Raw genomic sequence first — 15,501 nt, forward strand, 5'->3', positions numbered from 1 at the left:
GATCGAGACGTCACCCGATGCTTCATTCCGCCCGCCGCCTTGCCGCCAGGGCCTTCGCCCCGCTCCTCCTCACTTTCGGACTGGTCCTTGCCGTGCTCGCCTGGCTGCCGTCGGCCGCCATGGCGCAGGCTTCGATCGACGCCGCCCTCGAGAAGCTGACCACGGACAGCTACTCGGACACGATCGACGCGGTCCAGGCCATCGCAGTCTCCGGCCATCCGCGCGCCGCGGTGATCATCCAGGCCCTGCAGGGCGGCCAGCTGGCCTTTTCGGCGGCCGAGAAGAAGGTCTATGTGCGGGTCGGCAACGACCTGCAGGAGGCCGGTTCCGGCACCGCGCCGGCGACCGCCCCGGCAGACCTCGCCGACGTGCGCGCCAACAACCGGGTGCGCGGCATCGTCTCCGCCGCGATGGGCTCGCTGACGCTGCTCAACCCCGACCCGGCCCGGCGCCTGGAGGCGGCCGCCTCGGTGCTGAAGTCGCGCGACGCCGCCGCCCTGCCGGCGCTCGACCAGGCGCTGGCGCGGGAGACCGACCCGGCCGTCAAGGCGGCCTTCGCGGCCGCACGCGCCGCCATCGTGCTGAACAAGACCGACGCCTCCGACAACGAGCGCGTCGCCGCCATCGACCTGATCCGCAAGCGCGGCGGCCAGGATGCCCTCGGCCTGCTGCGCGGCCTGCCGGCCGATACGCCGAAGCGCGTCAAGGATGCGGCCGAAGCCGGCGCCAAGGTGGTCGAGACCCAGCTCGCGCTGTGGTCCGGCGCCCAGAACGTCTGGTACGGGCTGTCGCTCGGCTCGGTCCTTCTGCTCGCCGCGATCGGCCTCGCCATCACCTTCGGGGTCATGGGCATCATCAACATGGCCCATGGCGAGATGGTCATGATCGGCGCCTACACGACCTTCGTCGTCCAGGAGGTGATCCGCGCCCATGCGCCGGGCCTGTTCGACTGGTCGCTGACCATCGCCATCCCGCTCGCCTTCCTGACCTCGGGCCTCGTCGGCGTAATCCTCGAGCGCACTGTGATCCGCTGGCTCTACGGCCGCCCGCTCGAAACCCTGCTCGCCACCTGGGGCATCTCGCTGATCCTGATGCAGGCGGTCCGCACCCAGTTCGGCGCCAACAACCGCGAGGTCGGCGCGCCGTCCTTCATGTCCGGCTCCTTCGACATCGGCCACATGTCGATCACCTGGGGTCGGCTCTGGATCATCGTCTTCGCGCTCGCCGTGTTCGCCGCCCTGATCCTGGTCCTGAAGCGCACGCCGCTCGGCCTGCAGATGCGCGCGGTCACGCAGAACCGCTCCATGGCCAGCGCCATGGGCATCCGCACGCCCTTCGTCGACGCCCTGACCTTCGGGCTCGGCTGCGGCATCGCCGGCATCGCCGGCGTCGCGCTCAGCCAGATCGACAACGTCTCGCCCAATCTCGGCCAGAGCTACATCATCGACAGCTTCATGGTCGTGGTCTTCGGCGGGGTCGGCAATCTCTGGGGCACGCTGGTCGGCGCCATGACGCTCGGCGTGATCAACAAGTTCCTCGAACCCTATGCCGGCGCGGTGCTCGGCAAGATTCTGGTCCTCGTCTTCATCATCCTGTTCATCCAGAAGCGTCCGCGGGGCCTGTTCGCCCTCAAGGGTCGGTCGGTGGAAGCATGATCACCTCGTTCCTCCTCAAAGGCTTCGACCGCCGCGTCACCTTCGCGGTCCTGATCCTCGCGGTCATCGCCGTGGCGGTGCCCTGCTTCAACCTCTACCTGCCGCAGAACCATCCGCTGCATGTGCCGACCTATCTGGTGCAGCTCTGGGGCAAGTATGCCGCCTATGCGATGCTCGCCGTCGCCCTCGATCTGGTTTGGGGCTATTGCGGCATCCTCTCGCTCGGCCACGGCGCCTTCTTCGCGCTCGGCGGCTACGCGATGGGCATGTATCTGATGCGCCAGATCGGCACCCGCGGCGTCTATGCCCACCCGATCCTGCCGGACTTCATGGTCTTCCTGAACTGGAAGGAGCTGCCGGTCACCTGGTACGGCTTCGACTGGTTCGGCTATGCGGCCTTCATGGTGATGTTCGTGCCGGGCCTGCTCGCCTTCGTGTTTGGCTGGTTCGCCTTCCGCTCGCGTGTCACCGGCGTCTATCTGTCGATCATCACCCAGGCGATGACCTATGCGCTGCTGCTGGCCTTCTTCCGCAACGACATGGGCTTCGGCGGCAATAACGGCCTGACCGACTTCAAGGATATCCTCGGCTACAACATCCAGGCCGACACGACCCGCGCCGGCCTGTTCTTCCTGACCGTGCTGGCCGTGATCCTGTCGCTGATCCTGGCCTCGGCGATCGTGAATTCGAAGCTCGGCAAGGTGCTGCTGGCGATCCGCGACGCGGAAAGCCGGACGCGCTTCATCGGCTACCGGGTCGAGAACTTCAAGGTCTTCGTCTTCACCGTCTCGGCCTGCATGGCCGGGATCGCCGGCGCGCTCTACGTGCCGCAGGTCGGCATCATCAACCCGTCCGAATTCTCGCCGGCCAACTCGATCGAGGCGGTCATCTGGGTGGCGGTCGGCGGGCGCGGCACGCTGGTCGGCGCCGTCGTCGGCGCGGTCGCGGTCAACTGGGGCAAGACCTGGTTCACCGGCGCCTTTCCGGCCTACTGGCTGTTCGCGCTCGGCGCGCTCTTCGTCCTCGTCACGCTGTTCCTGCCCAAGGGCATCATCGGCACCCTGTCGAGCCTGATGGCGCGCCGCCCGGCGCCCGCCGGGACCCTCAATCCCAAGCCGGCCGAGTGATCGCCATGGACCTCGCCAAGAACTCGCTCCTCTATCTCGACGGCGTCGCGGTCTCCTTCGACGGCTACAAGGCCCTGCGCGGCCTCTCCATGGTGATCGCGCCGGGCGAGATGCGCGCGATCATCGGCCCGAACGGCGCCGGCAAGACCACCATGATGGACGTGATCACCGGCAAGACCCGCCCCGACGAGGGCGAGGTGCTGTTCGCCGGCTCGACCGACCTGACCCAGATGGACGAGGCCGCGATCGCCTCGCTCGGCATCGGCCGCAAGTTCCAGAAGCCGACCGTGTTCGAGAGCCAGACGGTGCGCGACAATCTCGTGCTCGCCCTGCAGGGCGACCGCGGCACCTTCGCGACCCTGTTCCACCGCCTGACGGGCAAGGAGGCGACGCGGCTCGACGAGCTCCTGGAGACCATCAAGCTGCAGGACCGCCAGAACGAACTGGCCAGGAATCTCAGCCACGGCCAGAAGCAGTGGCTGGAGATCGGCATGCTGCTCGCCCAGGAGCCGAAGCTGCTGCTGGTCGACGAACCGGTCGCCGGCATGACCGATGCCGAGACGATGGAGACCGCCCACCTCTTGCGCAAGATCAACGAGACCAAATCGGTCGTGGTGGTCGAGCACGACATGCATTTCGTGCGCGAGCTCGGCGTCAAGGTGACCGTGCTGCACGAAGGCGCGGTGTTGTCCGAAGGGTCGATCGACCATGTCGCCAACGACCCGCGCGTCATCGAAGTCTATCTGGGGCGCTGAGAACCGATGCTGACCGTCTCCAACATCGACCTCTTCTACGGCGCCGCCCAGGCGTTGCGCTCGGTCTCGGTCTCGGCGAAGGCCGGCGAGATCTCCTGCGTGCTCGGCCGCAACGGCGTCGGCAAGACCTCGCTCCTCAGGGCCATCACCGGCCACCAGCCGATCACCAAGGGCTCGATCGTCTGGGAGGGGCAGGATCTCGGCCGCATGCCGCCCTACGAGCGCGCGCGCCGCGGCATCGCCTTCGTGCCGCAGGGGCGCGAGATCTTCCCGCTTCTGACCGTGCGCGAGAATCTCGAAACCGGCTATGCCTGCCTGCCGCGCTCGGAACGCTACGTGCCCGACGAGATCTACGATCTCTTCCCCGTCCTGAAGGACATGCTCTGGCGGCGCGGCGGCGACCTCTCCGGCGGCCAGCAGCAGCAGCTCGCCATCGGCCGCGCCCTGGTCACCCGGCCGCGCCTGCTCGTCCTCGACGAGCCGACCGAAGGCATCCAGCCGTCGATCATCAAGGATATCGGCCGGGCGCTCGAATACCTGCGCTCCAAGGGCACCATGGCGATCCTGCTGGTCGAGCAGTATTTCGACTTCGCCAAGGAACTGGCCGACAGCTACGCCGTGCTCGACCGCGGCGAGGTGGTCATTGCCGGCACCAAGGACGAGGTCGACCCCGAACAGGTCCGCGCCAAGATCGCGGTGTGAGGCGGGAGAGCAATGGACAGTAGCACCGCAGCGATGCGCCTTAGGTGCGCTTCGCTATCACGCGACGGAGTTAGCGGCTGAGAAAGTCAGGCGGCAGACCAGGAAGCCGGGATACATCGTATTCGAGAAGCACATCATCGCCGTCAATCTCGCGCAGAACCGCACCTGCCGTATACACGCCGTAGGAGATTATCTCGGCAAGCACTGCGCGATCACCAGTCGGCTCGGCCGTCCGGACCAGGAACTCGGACGGATTGAAGGTCTCGTGGAGAACAAACAAAATGGGCATATTGAGATCACGACCGTCCGTCGATCGAACAATAAGGTCATGGACAAAATACTGACCGCTTGGTGCAACCCGGCGCAAGACTCCGGTCAGCTCGAACCCGGCAGCCGTGCTTGAGCCGCCGAAACGACCCTTGTTCAGGTCATCAGGATCCAAAGGTCTTTTGCTCTTCTTTGGCGCTTGCGGCTTCGAAGGCTTTGCGACGGAAGCCTTAACCTGAACAGCTGCCGCCTGCCCCTTGGCCAGCGACCGGATATCGTCGTTGCGTGATTGCGTAACGGTCGCAAATTCCGCCCAAACGAAGCGCAAGGCCGGCAGACTGATCGCGAGCCCCTTCCCGTTCTCCCGCCATCGGAAAGCGACGATGGCGGCAGGATTGCCACTCTCGTTCAAGATCACCCCGCCGCTATGACCGGGAAGAACCTCCCCGCCGATCGCCTGAAACTCGTAACCGACGACACCACTACGGATTCGATCGGTCAGGATCTCGACCTCACGGGTCACTTGGACGCGCACCGGCGATTTGACGAAGTGCATATCTGGCAGGGCATCGAAGGCATAATATTGATAGACGCTCGACGGCTCCGCTAACGGCAATCGGAGGGACCCGATCTCGGCAGGTACGGCTCCCGGAAGATCGACATCGACGATCGCGAGGTCGATATTGCCGACATGACAACGGCGGATCCGCCGAGACGCGTCATCGCGTATATCGCTGCCCGGCTCATCGCCATCGCCCAACAAGGGCACGCCGGCGATCCGCGTGTATCCCCCCTTAGGCACCACATGAGAGCAGGTCAAAACGGTACACGACCCACTCCCGGCCGCGATTACCAATCCAGCGCCATGGGATGCGACATTGCGGGAAATGGACGAAATCAAAACGCATGCCGCGGAGGACCGAGCAGATGCGTCCTCGGAGATCATTGCTGCGCACCGCGATTCACGGTCAGCGTCACTTTGACGGAGCCTTCTGCACTCGCTTTGCAGATCACAAGATTGCCCTCGGCCGTGAACGAAAAGCCAAGAACAACCTCCGCACTTTCGACCGTGGTCTGAGCCAGCGCTGCCGCCACACTGTTTGCGACCGGCGCGACGAAATTCTGGATTGCGCCAACTACTTTGCTGAACTCGCGATTTACGTTCGAAACTTGAGCCGAGTTGATCGGTTCCGCACGTCCGGCGGTGCCCGATATCTCGATCAACACGTCATCACTAAATTGAATGACATTACTCATCGAATAATCCTCCCAAAATGGCGGACCCGCGCTCCGATTACGTGAGAACAGGTCGCGCTAGATAAATAATGATTAAGAAAACTTTAAAAATAAAACTACCATCAACCACCGATGCGAGCAAGTCGGCAGTCACGCCGACTGTCACATTGGTCAGGCTCCCGCCTGCCCCAAGCACTTCTCTATGATCGATCGCTATTTTGCGATGCTCTGCGAACTCAGAGAACCACCGGCCGTTCCGCGAAGGCCTTGCCCCAGGCGAACAGGCGGTAGCGGCGGTATTGGTAACGATAGTAGGGGTCGGCCTCGATGAGGTCGATGACCTCGGCCTTGGACGGAGCCTCGATGATCCAGAGGGCGCCGACATATTGGCCGTTGGGTTGCGGGCGGAGGCCGCCGGCGATCAGGATGCGGTCGCGGTTCTTGTCCAGATAGGCGAGATGGGCTTCGCCGTTCTCGGCGCGCACCTGCGCCATCTCTTCAGAATCCTCGAAGAATACCATCCAGCGTGCCATGTCGTCCCCCTCCCGCGCGGCGCCGCGCCCCTGAGGCGCCGAACCGTTCCGCACGGGCAAACGAAAACCGCGCCTGGTCGCCATGGCGGCCGGGCGGCTTCCGGGCGCGCATCTTCGGGAAATGACGTATGGCTGTCCAACGAAAGCTATCGATCGGATTCATCACCATTTTTGACGAATGCCGGCCGACGCCTGCGCGCGCCACCCCGGATGGCACCGGACTCCGCCGCGTTCGGTCGGCCGGAACCGATCGCCGCAACGGCACAACGCCGTGCGACAGGCGCACCCGCCGGCCGGGTCCCGCCTCAGCCGCGCGCCTCGATCTCGGCGCGCAATTCGGCCAGGAACGGGATGTCGGCGAACTGGTCCGGGCGGACGCGCTCCCAGTCGACACCATGCGGCTGCGGGTGCGTGGTGCGGGTCTCGATCAGCTCGTCCGGGGTGGCGATCCAGTCGAGCGCCGAATCATGCGCCTCGATCACCAGCCGGTCGCGGTCGACCACCTGCAGGCCGTGCACGGTGGTGACGATCGGGGTCGAGGGCCGCACCAGGCCCAGTTCGCGGAAGATGCCGAGTTCGAGATCGGCGAAGCCGCCGCCCTTGCCGGTGCGGCCGCCGGCGCGCGTGACCGCGACCGAGCCGACCACGATCAGGTCCATCGGCCGCATCTCCTGGAAGCGGACCGGCTCGCCGACCTCCACGAAGACCTCCGAGCGGGCCGCATCCGCGAAGGCGATGCCGCGCCGGGCGAGGACATCCGGATCGAGCAGCACGAAGGGGAACGGCTTGACCAGTTCCGGCACCGGCGCATAGAGCCGCTTGCCGGCCTCCAGCGCCTTGCGCCGGACGGGAATCTGCGGTGGGTCCGGATTGCATTTGACGATCGCCGCGTCGCGCCAGGCCTTCAGCGTGGCCAGCCGTTCCGCCGCCGCCTCCGCACCGACATAGTCCGGAATGCGGCTGCGCACCGGACCGACGCCGGCGCCCGACGTCTCCAGATCGCTCCAGACCGCATGGCGCAGCCCGTCCTTGGTCTCGTTGCGGCCCTGCCAGCGGGCGCCCTCCCCGGTCGCCGCCATGGTCAGGCCTCCGCGATCACGCTGACATGGGCGGCGACGACCTTCCAGCCGTCCTCGGTGCGCGCCCAGGTCTGCATCTGGCGGCCGATCTTGCCCGGCATGCTGTCCCGCCGGAACAGCGTCGAGGCGACCGCGAAGTCGCGGCCGTAGGTGGTGATCACCGTGCGCTCGATGGTGCGGGCGAGCCCGGCCGGGGACCGCGCCGAGCGGAAGGCCGCGATCTCGGCGAAGCCGTAGAGATTTTCGCCGATGCCGTAGCGGATCGTCTCCGGCGCGTCGCGGAACAGCCGGCCAAGCATCTCCACGTCGTTCTCGCCGAGCGCGGTCTCGTAGATCGCGAAGGCGGCCTCGACCTCGGCCTTGACCTCCGGAATGTCGACTTCCATCACGCCGGCACCTCCGCCACGAAACTCCTGCACGTGCCCGCCGCCTCCAGCGCCGCGGAGACGCGCAGCACCAGATCCTCCCGCCAGGGCGCGGCGATCACCTGCACGCCGATCGGCAGCACCGCGCCCTCCAGCCAGACCGGCACGGTCGCGACCGGCAGGCCGATGAACGAGATCGCCTGGGTGTAGACACCCATGTTGGGCCGGAGCGGCACCTCGACGCCGTCGAGCATGAGCGTCGTTTCCTCCGAGCGCGGCGCGAAGCAGGGCGTCGCCGGCGCCAGCAGGATGTCGAAGCGCTCGAACAGTTCGCGGGCGCGCTCGCGATACCAGCTGCGCAGCTTCTGGGCGCCGATCAGCCAGGGGGTCGGGATCATCGCGCCCGCGATGAAACGGTCGCGCGTCGCCGGATCGTAGTCCTGCGGCCGGCTTCGGATGCGGTCGAAATGCAGCGAGGATCCGGTCGCCGCCGTGATCACGAAGCCGGCGGCGCGCGCGGCGGTGGCCTGCGGCAGGATCGCCTCCTCGGTCGCGCCGAGCGCCGCCGCCACCGTCTCGACGCCGCGATAGGCCTCCGGATGGCCGAAGCGCTTGAAGTGGTCGCCGAGCACGCCGATGCGCAGGCCGTCGAGACCCTTGCCGAGTTCCGGCACCGTCGGCTCGACCGGACGGTCGGCGAGGTGCGCGTCGGCCGGCTCGGGTCCCTGCATCAGGTCGTAGGCAAGCGCCAGATCGGCGGTCGCGCGCGCCATCGGGCCGAGATGGTCGAATTCGGCCACGAACGGATAGGTGCCGTGCCGGGTCAGCCGGCCGAAGGTCGGCTTCAGGCCGAACAGGCCGCAGAGCGAGGACGGCACGCGGATCGAGCCGTTGGTGTCCGAGCCGAGCGCCAGCGGCACCATGCCGGAGGCGACCGCCGTGCCCGAGCCGCCTGAGGAGCCGCCGGCCATGCGGGCGGGGTCGTGCGGGTTCAACGCATTGCCGTCATGGACGTTCTGGCCCGTGAAATCATAGGCATATTCGCCCATGTTGAGGCCGCCGAGCAGGATCGCACCGGCTTCCTCCAGCCGCGCGCCGAGCGCCGAATCGGCCTCCGCCGGCGCCCGTTCGCGGTTGATCTTCGAGCCGGCCCGCGTCGGCAGGCCCTCGATGTCGAACAGGTTCTTGACCGCATAGGGCACGCCGGCGAGCGGCGGCAGCGTCTCGCCGCGGGCGCGGGCGGCATCGATTCTCCCCGCCTTGGCGAGCGCGCGCGCCGCGGTCACGTCCGTGAAGGCGTTGAGGCGCGGGTTGAGCGCCGCGATTCGGTCGAGGCAGAGCCGCACGATGTCGTCGGCGCTGACCTGGCCGGTGCGCACGGCCGCGGCGATCTCGGTCGCGGTGCCGAGGGAGGGATCGAGAGGCAGGCTCATGGGCGGAACACCGGCGCCGGTTCGCTGTCTTCGGGGATGTCGACCGACAGCGCCAGTTCGGCCGCCTTGGCGATGGCCGCCATATTGGCGACCACCGACGGGCGCCAGGCCTCCTCGATGGTCAGGCCCAGCATCGTTTCCATATGGGCGACATGCGCCGCGGCATCGAAGGCGGGAGGGTTCATGCGCTCTGTCTCATGGCGCCCTCCAGGGGCGATGCGGGAGGGCGGGCGGTGCGGGAGGGCGGGCGATCAGCCGACGGCGGCCTTCAGCGTGGCGAGGTCGGTCGACCAGCCGACGATGCCGCCCTGGGCGGTCATCATGCGGATCGCCGCGGCCTTGAATTCGGGAAAGTAGCTTTCGGTGGCGTCCTCGACCAGCAGGCACTCGTAGCCGCGGTCGTTGGCTTCGCGCATGGTGGTCTGCACGCAGACTTCGGTGGTGACGCCGGCGAAGACCAGATGGGTGATGCCCTTCAGGCGCAGGATGTCGCCGAGCGCGGTGGCGTAGAAGGCACCCTTGCCGGGCTTGTCGATGACGATCTCACCCGGCTGCGGCGCCAGGTCCGGCACGATGTCGTTGCCCGGCTCGCCGCGCACCAGGATGCGGCCCATCGGACCCTCGTCGCCGATTCGGAGACTCGGCGCGCCGCGGTCGCGCTTGGCCGGCGGGCAGTCGGCAAGGTCGGCGGAATGGGATTCGCGGGTATGGACGATGGTCCAGCCCTTGGCGCGGAACAGGCCGATCAGGTCGCGCACGGTCGGCACGACCGCCTGCAGGAGCGCGACATCGTTGCCCAGCGTCTCGCCGAAGCCGCCCGGCTCGACGAAATCGCGCTGCATGTCGATCACCATCAGCGCGACGCGGGCCGGATCGAGCTCGTAGGCGAAGGGCTTGGCGGGGACGGTGACCATGGCTGTCCGGTTCCGATGCGGGTGGGGCCGGGGCGGGCCGGCGGTCAGTGATGGCCCGCCATGGCGTGGCCGATGGTCTGCCGGTCGGTCTCCCCGATCGGCGCCACATAGCTGATGCGGCCTTCCGACATGACAGCGACGCGATCGGCCAGTTCCAGGATTTCGTCGAGATCCTCGGACACCAGCAGCACGGCGGCACCGCGGTTGCGCTGGTCCATGATCTGAGAGCGGATCTCGGCGACCGAGGCGAAGTCGAGCCCGAAGCACGGGTTGGCGACGATCAGCACGTCGACATCGCCGGAGAGTTCGCGCGCGAGCACCGCGCGCTGCACGTTGCCGCCGGACAGATTCTCGATCGGCGTCTCCGGCGACGGCGTCTTGACCCGGTAGCGGGCGATCAACTCGCGCGCGATCGCCTTCATCGGCCCGGGCTTCAGCCACCAGCCGCTGCGCGAGATCGGCGGCTGGTCGAAGGAGCGTAGCGCCATGTTCTCGGCGACCGACATGCGCGGCACGGCCGAATTGCGCAGCGGTTCCTCCTGCAGGGAGAAGACCTTGAGCTTGGCCATCGCGCCGCGGCTCGGCTCGAACGGGTGGCCGTGGATCAGGATGCGGCCGTCATCGAGGTCGCGCTGACCCGAAAGGACCTCGACCAGCTCCGACTGGCCGTTGCCCGAGACCCCGGCGATGCCGACGATCTCGCCGGCCTTGACCTTGAGGTCGATCGCCTCGATCGCCGGCAGGCCGTCGTCGTCGGAGGCATAGAGCGCGGTCAGGTCGAGCACGGTCGCCGACTTCTCGACCGTGGTGCGGGCGGCACGCTCGCGGATCTTGGTGTCGCCGATCATCATGCGCGCCATGTCGTCGCGCGTCAGGTCCTTGACCAGCCCCGAGCCGACCTGGCGCCCGCGGCGCAGCACCGTGACCTCGTCCGCATAGGCGGTCACTTCGCGGAACTTGTGGCTGATCATCAGGATGGTGATCTCGCCGGCCTCGACCATGCCGCGCAGCAGGCCGAGCATCTCGTCGGCCTCGCCCGGCGTCAGCACGCTGGTCGGCTCGTCGAGGATCAGGAAGCGGCGGTCGAGATAGAGCTGTTTGAGGATTTCGAGCTTTTGCTTCTCGCCGGCCGAGAGCGAGGCGACCGGCGTGCGCAGCGGCACCTTGAACGGCATCCGGTCGAGGAAGGCCTCCAGCGCGCCGATCTCGCTCTTCCAGTCGATCACCTTCGGGCAGTCGGGGCGCGAGACGATCAGGTTCTCGGCGGCGGTCAGCGACGGCACCAGGGTGAAGTGCTGGTAGACCATGCCGAGCTTGTAGGCCATCGCGTCGCGCGGATTGCGCACCACGACCTCCTGCCCGTCGACCAGAAGCTTGCCCCGGGTCGGCTGGTAGAAGCCCATCATGCATTTGACGAGCGTGGATTTTCCGGCGCCGTTCTCGCCGAGCAGGGCATGCAGCGTGCCCGGCCGCACCTTGATCGAGGCATCCTCGAGCGCGGTCAGCGATCCGAAGATCTTGGTCATGCCGACCGTCTCGACGCCGACGGCGGGCCTGTCCTTGTCGGTCATGGGCAAAGCCTCCGGGTATGAACGTGGGCGCGCGGAAGGGGTCTCACCGGATCGCCTCCAGGAAGGCTTGGCTGTCGGCGACCGCCCCGAACACGCCGCCCTGCATCTTGATCATGTCGATCGCGGCGAGGTGGTTGTCGTATTTGGTCGCCGCGCAGCAGTCGGTCAGCATCAGGCATTCGAAGCCGCGGTCGTTGGCCTCGCGCATGGTCGTGTGGACGCAGACATCGGTGGTGATGCCGGTCAGCACGATGTTGCGCAGGCCCTTCAGGCGCAGGATCATTTCCAGATCGGTGGCGCAGAAGGAGCCCTTGCCGGGCTTGTCGATGATCACCTCGCCGGGGAGCGGCGCCAGTTCCGGGATGATCTCCCAGCCCGGCTCGCCGCGCACCAGGATGCGGCCGGCCGGGCCCTGGTCGCCGATGCCGGCGCCGATGCGCTGCGAGCGCCAGCGCTTGTTGGCCGGCAGGTCGGAGAGATCCGGGCGGTGGCCCTCGCGGGTATGGATGATCGTGTAGCCCTTCGCCCGCATCGCATCGAGCAGCCCGGAGATCGGGCCGATCGGCGCACGCGTCAGCGCGATGTCGTAGCCCATGCTGTCGACGTAGCCGCCGACGCCGCAGAAGTCGGTCTGCATGTCGATGACGATCAGGGCGGTGTTGTCGGGCCTGAGATCCCCGTCGTAGGGCCAAGGATAGGGCTCGGACGCGACGGTCCGGCCGCCCGGCAGGTAAGCGGCGGCGACGCGCTCGTCGGTGAGGGTCATGGGCGGGCCTCCGGTTCGCGAGGGGTCACTCGGCAGCTTCGGCGACGGGCTTGCCGCCGTAGCGCCGGGTCGGCGCGGGGAAGCCGCAGGACGTGCCGTCCTTGTGCACGACGGCGTCCTCCCATGGCAGCCGGTAGCGGCCGGCCACCATGTCCTGCATGAAGGTGTAGGGGCAGTCGCCCGCACCGCCGGCGACGGCGACATAGCCGCGGTGGCCGAGCTGGTAGATGTTGTTCTCCACGCCCCAGTGGATGCGGGCCTCGCGCACCAGATCCGGCCGGACTTCAGCGGTGATGATCTCGTCGGCGCGGCCGGTGGTGCCGTGGGCGATGATCGTGCCGTCGAAGTCGACGATCATGCCCTCGCCCATGGAATCGAAGCTGCCGTCGGAACCGCACATGCAGACATTGGCGGTCACCATCAGGTTCTGGAAGGCATTGGCCTGATTGGTGAAACGCCAGGATTCCCGGATCGGCGCGGTGTAGCCGGCCGTCCGGAGCATGATCTCGGCGCCCTTGTAGGCGCATTCGCGCGCCATTTCCGGGAACATGCCGTCATGGCAGATGATTAGGGCAAGCTTGCAGCCCTTGGGTCCGTCGATGACCGGAATGCCGAGATCGCCCGGCTCCCAGGGCTCGACCGGGATCCAGGGATGGAGCTTGCGGTAGTAGAGCCGGAGCGTGCCGGTATCGTCGATGATCAGGCCGGAATTGTAGGGGTTGCCGTCCGGGTTCGCCTCCATGATCGAGAAGCAGCCCCAGATGCGATTGTCGCGGCATGCGGCCTTGAAGGCGGCGACCTCCGGGCCGTCGAGCGAGCACATGATCGCCGGGTCGGTCGCCATGGACAGGCCGTGCAGCGAATATTCGGGGAAGACCACGAGGTCCATGGTCGCCAGATTGCGCCGCGCCTTGCCCACCATGGCGACGATGCGCTCGGTCTGCGCGGCGAGGTCGGCCTTGGTGGCGACGACGGGCAGCTGCAGCTGCACGAGGCCGATGACGACGCCGTTGGGCGACTTGTTGAGACCGCCGAGACCGTTCATGGCAACACTCCGCCGTTCGAGCCGATCATTTCATCAGCGACAGTTCGGCCGGCGCGCCGCGCAGCGACCGCTTGGGCGAGATCGACAGGATCATGATCAGCAGCGTCAGGATGTAGGGCGCGGCGTTGAAGAAGTGGTAGCCCTGGCTGATGCCGACCGATTGCAGTGCCGGACCGATCGCCCCCGCCCCGCCGAACAGCACCGCCGCGGCGAAGCAGGCGAGCGGGTTCCAGCGCGCGAAGATGACCAGCGCCACCGCCATCAGGCCCTGGCCGGAGGAGAGGCCCTCGGTCCAGGAGCCCGGATAGTAGAGCGACAGGAAGGCGCCGCCGACGCCGGCCAGGAAGCCGCCGGCGGTGGTCGCCAGGAAGCGGACGAGATCGACCGAATAGCCCATGGCGCGCGCGGTCGCCGAGCTGTCGCCGGTCATGCGCACGATCAGGCCCCAGCGCGTGTTGCGGAAGGCCCACCACAGCACGACCGCCACCGCGAGGCCGGCGAAGAACAGCGGGTTGATCTTCAAGGCCTCGCGCACCTGCGGCACGTCCGACCAGAAGCCGAGTTCGAGCGCCGGCAGGCGCGGCGCGGTCGGCTGGATGTAGGGCTTGCCGAAGAAGAAGGCGAGGCCGGTGCCGAACAGCATCATGGCGATGCCGATGGCCACGTCGTTGACGCGCGGCAACTTGCAGACCCAGCCGTGGAAGGCGCCGAACAGGGAGCCGGCGCAGCCCGCCGCCAGCACCCCGATCCAGGGGCTGCCGGAATGGTACGAGATGGCGTAGCCGGTCATCGCGCCGAAGACCAGGATGCCTTCGAGGCCGAGATTGATGCGGCCGGACTTCTCGGTCAGGCATTCGCCGAGCGAGACGAACAGGAAGGGCGTGGAGACCCGGATCGCGCCGGCGAAGACGGCGAGCAGCACGGTCGAGAGGGCGTCGTTCATCCGCGGGCCTCCGGATCGAAGAGACGGAACCGTCCGTAAAGCGTCTCGGAGACAAGCAGGACCACGAAGATCAGGCCCTGCAGCACCTGCACGGTCGCATCCGGCAGGCCCATGCGCCGCTGGATCAGGCCGCCGGCCGCCGCCAGGCCGCCGAACAGCACCGCAACCGGCACGATGGCGATCGGATTGTGGCGGGCGAGGAACGAGACCAGGATGCCGGTGAAGCCGTAGCCGGCGATCAGCGATCCGTTGGCCTTGCCAAGGATGGCGGCAACCTCGAAATAGCCGGCAACACCGGCGCAGGCCCCGGCGATCATGGTCGCCGAGACCATCAGGGTGCCGACCGGCAGGCCCTGCGCCCGGGCGGCGCGGACATTGCCGCCGGTGACCCGGGCCGCGAAGCCGAAGGTGGTGCGCGACATCACGATGCCGAGCACGATCGCGATCACCACCCCGAAGGCGAGGCCCCAGTGGACATGCAGTCCGGGGATCTCGCCGACCATGTTGGCCGGGCCGATCGGCGCCGTCGACGGCTTGTTGGGATCGCTCGGATCGCGCAGCACGCCCTCGACGAAGAAGTTCAGGATCGAGACGGCGATGTAGAACATCAGGAGCGAGGCGATCGTCTCGTTGATGCCGCGATAGTGGCGCAGCGCGCCGACCGCGCCGATCCACAGCGCACCGGTGATGGCCGCGGTCAGCAGCATGACCGGCATGACGACGAAGGGCGGCGCCCAGGACAGGAGCGGCAGAGCCACCACGGCCGCGGTGAAGCCGGACAGCACCAGCGCCCCCTCCCCGCCGATGATGACCAGTCCCAGCCTGGCCGGAATGGCCACGCAGAGCGCCGTCAGGATCAAGGGCGCGGTGCGCACCAGCGTGTTCTGCCACGAGAATTCCGTGCCGAAGCCGCCGCGCCAGAGCAGTTCGAAGAAGGTCTGCGGCGATTTGCCGAGCGCCAGCAGGAACAGCGAGAACAGGCTTGCCGAGACGATCAGCGCGAACAGCGGGATGACGATGAATTCGGCCGAACGCCTCATGCCGCCGATCCACTCGCCGATGGCGGAGGGCGCCGCGAGGCCGGAGGATTGGGTGGTTTCCGTCACGGGG

At 67.4% G+C, this 15,501-nt stretch carries 17 protein-coding genes; 4 read left to right on the forward strand and 13 right to left on the reverse strand.

The genetic code is table 11. The annotated features are described in order from the left end of the window. The first annotated feature begins 17 nt into the window (after nucleotides 1-17). Genes urtB through urtE form a run of 4 tightly spaced genes read left to right on the forward strand, consistent with a single transcriptional unit; the run spans nucleotide 18 to nucleotide 4,239 of the window. Complete coding sequence (gene urtB, locus KL771_RS12330; RefSeq protein WP_261968849.1) at nucleotides 18-1,655, forward strand: urea ABC transporter permease subunit UrtB; 1,638 nt, start codon at nucleotides 18-20, stop codon at nucleotides 1,653-1,655. Further along, nucleotides 1,652-2,782 (forward strand): urea ABC transporter permease subunit UrtC, encoded by a 1,131-nt coding sequence (urtC, locus tag KL771_RS12335; RefSeq protein ID WP_261968850.1) that lies wholly within the window; start codon nucleotides 1,652-1,654, stop codon nucleotides 2,780-2,782. Before urtB ends, urtC begins: the two co-directional genes overlap by 4 nt. Nucleotides 2,783-2,787: 5 nt before the next feature. After that, a complete protein-coding gene (gene urtD, locus KL771_RS12340; RefSeq protein ID WP_261968851.1) occupies nucleotides 2,788-3,537 on the forward strand; it encodes an urea ABC transporter ATP-binding protein UrtD in 750 nt (249 codons plus the stop codon). A 6-nt stretch (nucleotides 3,538-3,543) separates the two neighbouring features. Beyond that, entirely contained in the window at nucleotides 3,544-4,239 is a 696-nt protein-coding gene (urtE, locus tag KL771_RS12345) for an urea ABC transporter ATP-binding subunit UrtE (RefSeq protein WP_261968852.1), read from the forward strand. Nucleotides 4,240-4,309: 70 nt separating this feature from the next. On the opposite strand, the gene KL771_RS12350 is transcribed toward urtE, so the two are convergent. The 13 genes from KL771_RS12350 to KL771_RS12410 form a co-directional block, all read right to left on the reverse strand. Beyond that, complete coding sequence (locus KL771_RS12350) at nucleotides 4,310-5,452, reverse strand: trypsin-like peptidase domain-containing protein (RefSeq protein WP_390866629.1); 1,143 nt, start codon at nucleotides 5,450-5,452, stop codon at nucleotides 4,310-4,312. After that, nucleotides 5,449-5,763, reverse strand: coding sequence for a CU044_2847 family protein (locus tag KL771_RS12355; RefSeq protein ID WP_261968854.1), 315 nt, complete (start codon nucleotides 5,761-5,763; stop codon nucleotides 5,449-5,451). The genes KL771_RS12350 and KL771_RS12355 overlap by 4 nt, the downstream gene beginning before the upstream one ends. Before the next feature lie 215 nt (nucleotides 5,764-5,978). Beyond that, complete coding sequence (locus KL771_RS12360) at nucleotides 5,979-6,275, reverse strand: YciI family protein (protein ID WP_261968855.1); 297 nt, start codon at nucleotides 6,273-6,275, stop codon at nucleotides 5,979-5,981. A 305-nt stretch (nucleotides 6,276-6,580) separates the two neighbouring features. After that, nucleotides 6,581-7,354: a 5-formyltetrahydrofolate cyclo-ligase gene (locus KL771_RS12365; protein WP_261968856.1), complete on the reverse strand. Its 774-nt coding sequence runs from the start codon at nucleotides 7,352-7,354 to the stop codon at nucleotides 6,581-6,583. Between the two features lie 2 nt (nucleotides 7,355-7,356). Continuing rightward, on the reverse strand, nucleotides 7,357-7,740 hold the full coding sequence (hpxZ, locus tag KL771_RS12370) for an oxalurate catabolism protein HpxZ (RefSeq protein ID WP_261968857.1): 384 nt from the start codon (nucleotides 7,738-7,740) through the stop codon (nucleotides 7,357-7,359). Continuing rightward, nucleotides 7,740-9,152 (reverse strand): AtzE family amidohydrolase, encoded by a 1,413-nt coding sequence (locus tag KL771_RS12375; protein WP_261968858.1) that lies wholly within the window; start codon nucleotides 9,150-9,152, stop codon nucleotides 7,740-7,742. The genes hpxZ and KL771_RS12375 overlap by 1 nt, the downstream gene beginning before the upstream one ends. Further along, nucleotides 9,149-9,337, reverse strand: a complete 189-nt coding sequence (locus KL771_RS12380; RefSeq protein ID WP_261968859.1) for a DUF4089 domain-containing protein — start codon at nucleotides 9,335-9,337, stop codon at nucleotides 9,149-9,151. The genes KL771_RS12375 and KL771_RS12380 overlap by 4 nt, the downstream gene beginning before the upstream one ends. 66 nt (nucleotides 9,338-9,403) lie before the next feature. Then, a complete protein-coding gene (locus tag KL771_RS12385; protein WP_261968860.1) occupies nucleotides 9,404-10,066 on the reverse strand; it encodes a cysteine hydrolase family protein in 663 nt (220 codons plus the stop codon). Between the two features lie 44 nt (nucleotides 10,067-10,110). After that, complete coding sequence (locus KL771_RS12390; RefSeq protein WP_261968861.1) at nucleotides 10,111-11,637, reverse strand: ABC transporter ATP-binding protein; 1,527 nt, start codon at nucleotides 11,635-11,637, stop codon at nucleotides 10,111-10,113. Between the two features lie 43 nt (nucleotides 11,638-11,680). Then, a complete protein-coding gene (gene biuH / locus KL771_RS12395) occupies nucleotides 11,681-12,403 on the reverse strand; it encodes a biuret amidohydrolase (protein ID WP_261968862.1) in 723 nt (240 codons plus the stop codon). Nucleotides 12,404-12,428: 25 nt separating this feature from the next. Then, a complete protein-coding gene (locus tag KL771_RS12400) occupies nucleotides 12,429-13,448 on the reverse strand; it encodes a formamidase (RefSeq protein ID WP_261968863.1) in 1,020 nt (339 codons plus the stop codon). Between the two features lie 25 nt (nucleotides 13,449-13,473). After that, nucleotides 13,474-14,391 (reverse strand): ABC transporter permease, encoded by a 918-nt coding sequence (locus KL771_RS12405; protein WP_261968864.1) that lies wholly within the window; start codon nucleotides 14,389-14,391, stop codon nucleotides 13,474-13,476. Further along, nucleotides 14,388-15,497, reverse strand: a complete 1,110-nt coding sequence (locus tag KL771_RS12410) for an ABC transporter permease (protein ID WP_390866635.1) — start codon at nucleotides 15,495-15,497, stop codon at nucleotides 14,388-14,390. The genes KL771_RS12405 and KL771_RS12410 overlap by 4 nt, the downstream gene beginning before the upstream one ends. Between the last annotated feature and the right edge of the window lie 4 nt (nucleotides 15,498-15,501).

The sequence above is a fragment of the Prosthecodimorpha staleyi genome, from assembly GCF_018729455.1.
In the GTDB taxonomy this organism is placed as follows: Bacteria; Pseudomonadota; Alphaproteobacteria; order Rhizobiales; family Ancalomicrobiaceae; genus Prosthecodimorpha; species Prosthecodimorpha staleyi.

Bases quoted from the DNA above. Each gene is read 5' to 3' on its own strand.
- urtB (WP_261968849.1), top strand. From the start codon at position 18: ATGCTTCATTCCGCCCGCCGCCTTGCCGCCAGGGCCTTCGCCCCGCTC.
- urtC (WP_261968850.1), top strand. From the start codon at position 1,652: ATGATCACCTCGTTCCTCCTCAAAGGCTTCGACCGCCGCGTCACCTTC.
- urtD (WP_261968851.1), top strand. From the start codon at position 2,788: ATGGACCTCGCCAAGAACTCGCTCCTCTATCTCGACGGCGTCGCGGTC.
- urtE (WP_261968852.1), top strand. From the start codon at position 3,544: ATGCTGACCGTCTCCAACATCGACCTCTTCTACGGCGCCGCCCAGGCG.
- KL771_RS12350 (WP_390866629.1), bottom strand. From the start codon at position 5,452: ATGATCTCCGAGGACGCATCTGCTCGGTCCTCCGCGGCATGCGTTTTG.
- KL771_RS12355 (WP_261968854.1), bottom strand. From the start codon at position 5,763: ATGAGTAATGTCATTCAATTTAGTGATGACGTGTTGATCGAGATATCG.
- KL771_RS12360 (WP_261968855.1), bottom strand. From the start codon at position 6,275: ATGGCACGCTGGATGGTATTCTTCGAGGATTCTGAAGAGATGGCGCAG.
- KL771_RS12365 (WP_261968856.1), bottom strand. From the start codon at position 7,354: ATGGCGGCGACCGGGGAGGGCGCCCGCTGGCAGGGCCGCAACGAGACC.
- hpxZ (WP_261968857.1), bottom strand. From the start codon at position 7,740: ATGGAAGTCGACATTCCGGAGGTCAAGGCCGAGGTCGAGGCCGCCTTC.
- KL771_RS12375 (WP_261968858.1), bottom strand. From the start codon at position 9,152: ATGAGCCTGCCTCTCGATCCCTCCCTCGGCACCGCGACCGAGATCGCC.
- KL771_RS12380 (WP_261968859.1), bottom strand. From the start codon at position 9,337: ATGAACCCTCCCGCCTTCGATGCCGCGGCGCATGTCGCCCATATGGAA.
- KL771_RS12385 (WP_261968860.1), bottom strand. From the start codon at position 10,066: ATGGTCACCGTCCCCGCCAAGCCCTTCGCCTACGAGCTCGATCCGGCC.
- KL771_RS12390 (WP_261968861.1), bottom strand. From the start codon at position 11,637: ATGACCGACAAGGACAGGCCCGCCGTCGGCGTCGAGACGGTCGGCATG.
- biuH (WP_261968862.1), bottom strand. From the start codon at position 12,403: ATGACCCTCACCGACGAGCGCGTCGCCGCCGCTTACCTGCCGGGCGGC.
- KL771_RS12400 (WP_261968863.1), bottom strand. From the start codon at position 13,448: ATGAACGGTCTCGGCGGTCTCAACAAGTCGCCCAACGGCGTCGTCATC.
- KL771_RS12405 (WP_261968864.1), bottom strand. From the start codon at position 14,391: ATGAACGACGCCCTCTCGACCGTGCTGCTCGCCGTCTTCGCCGGCGCG.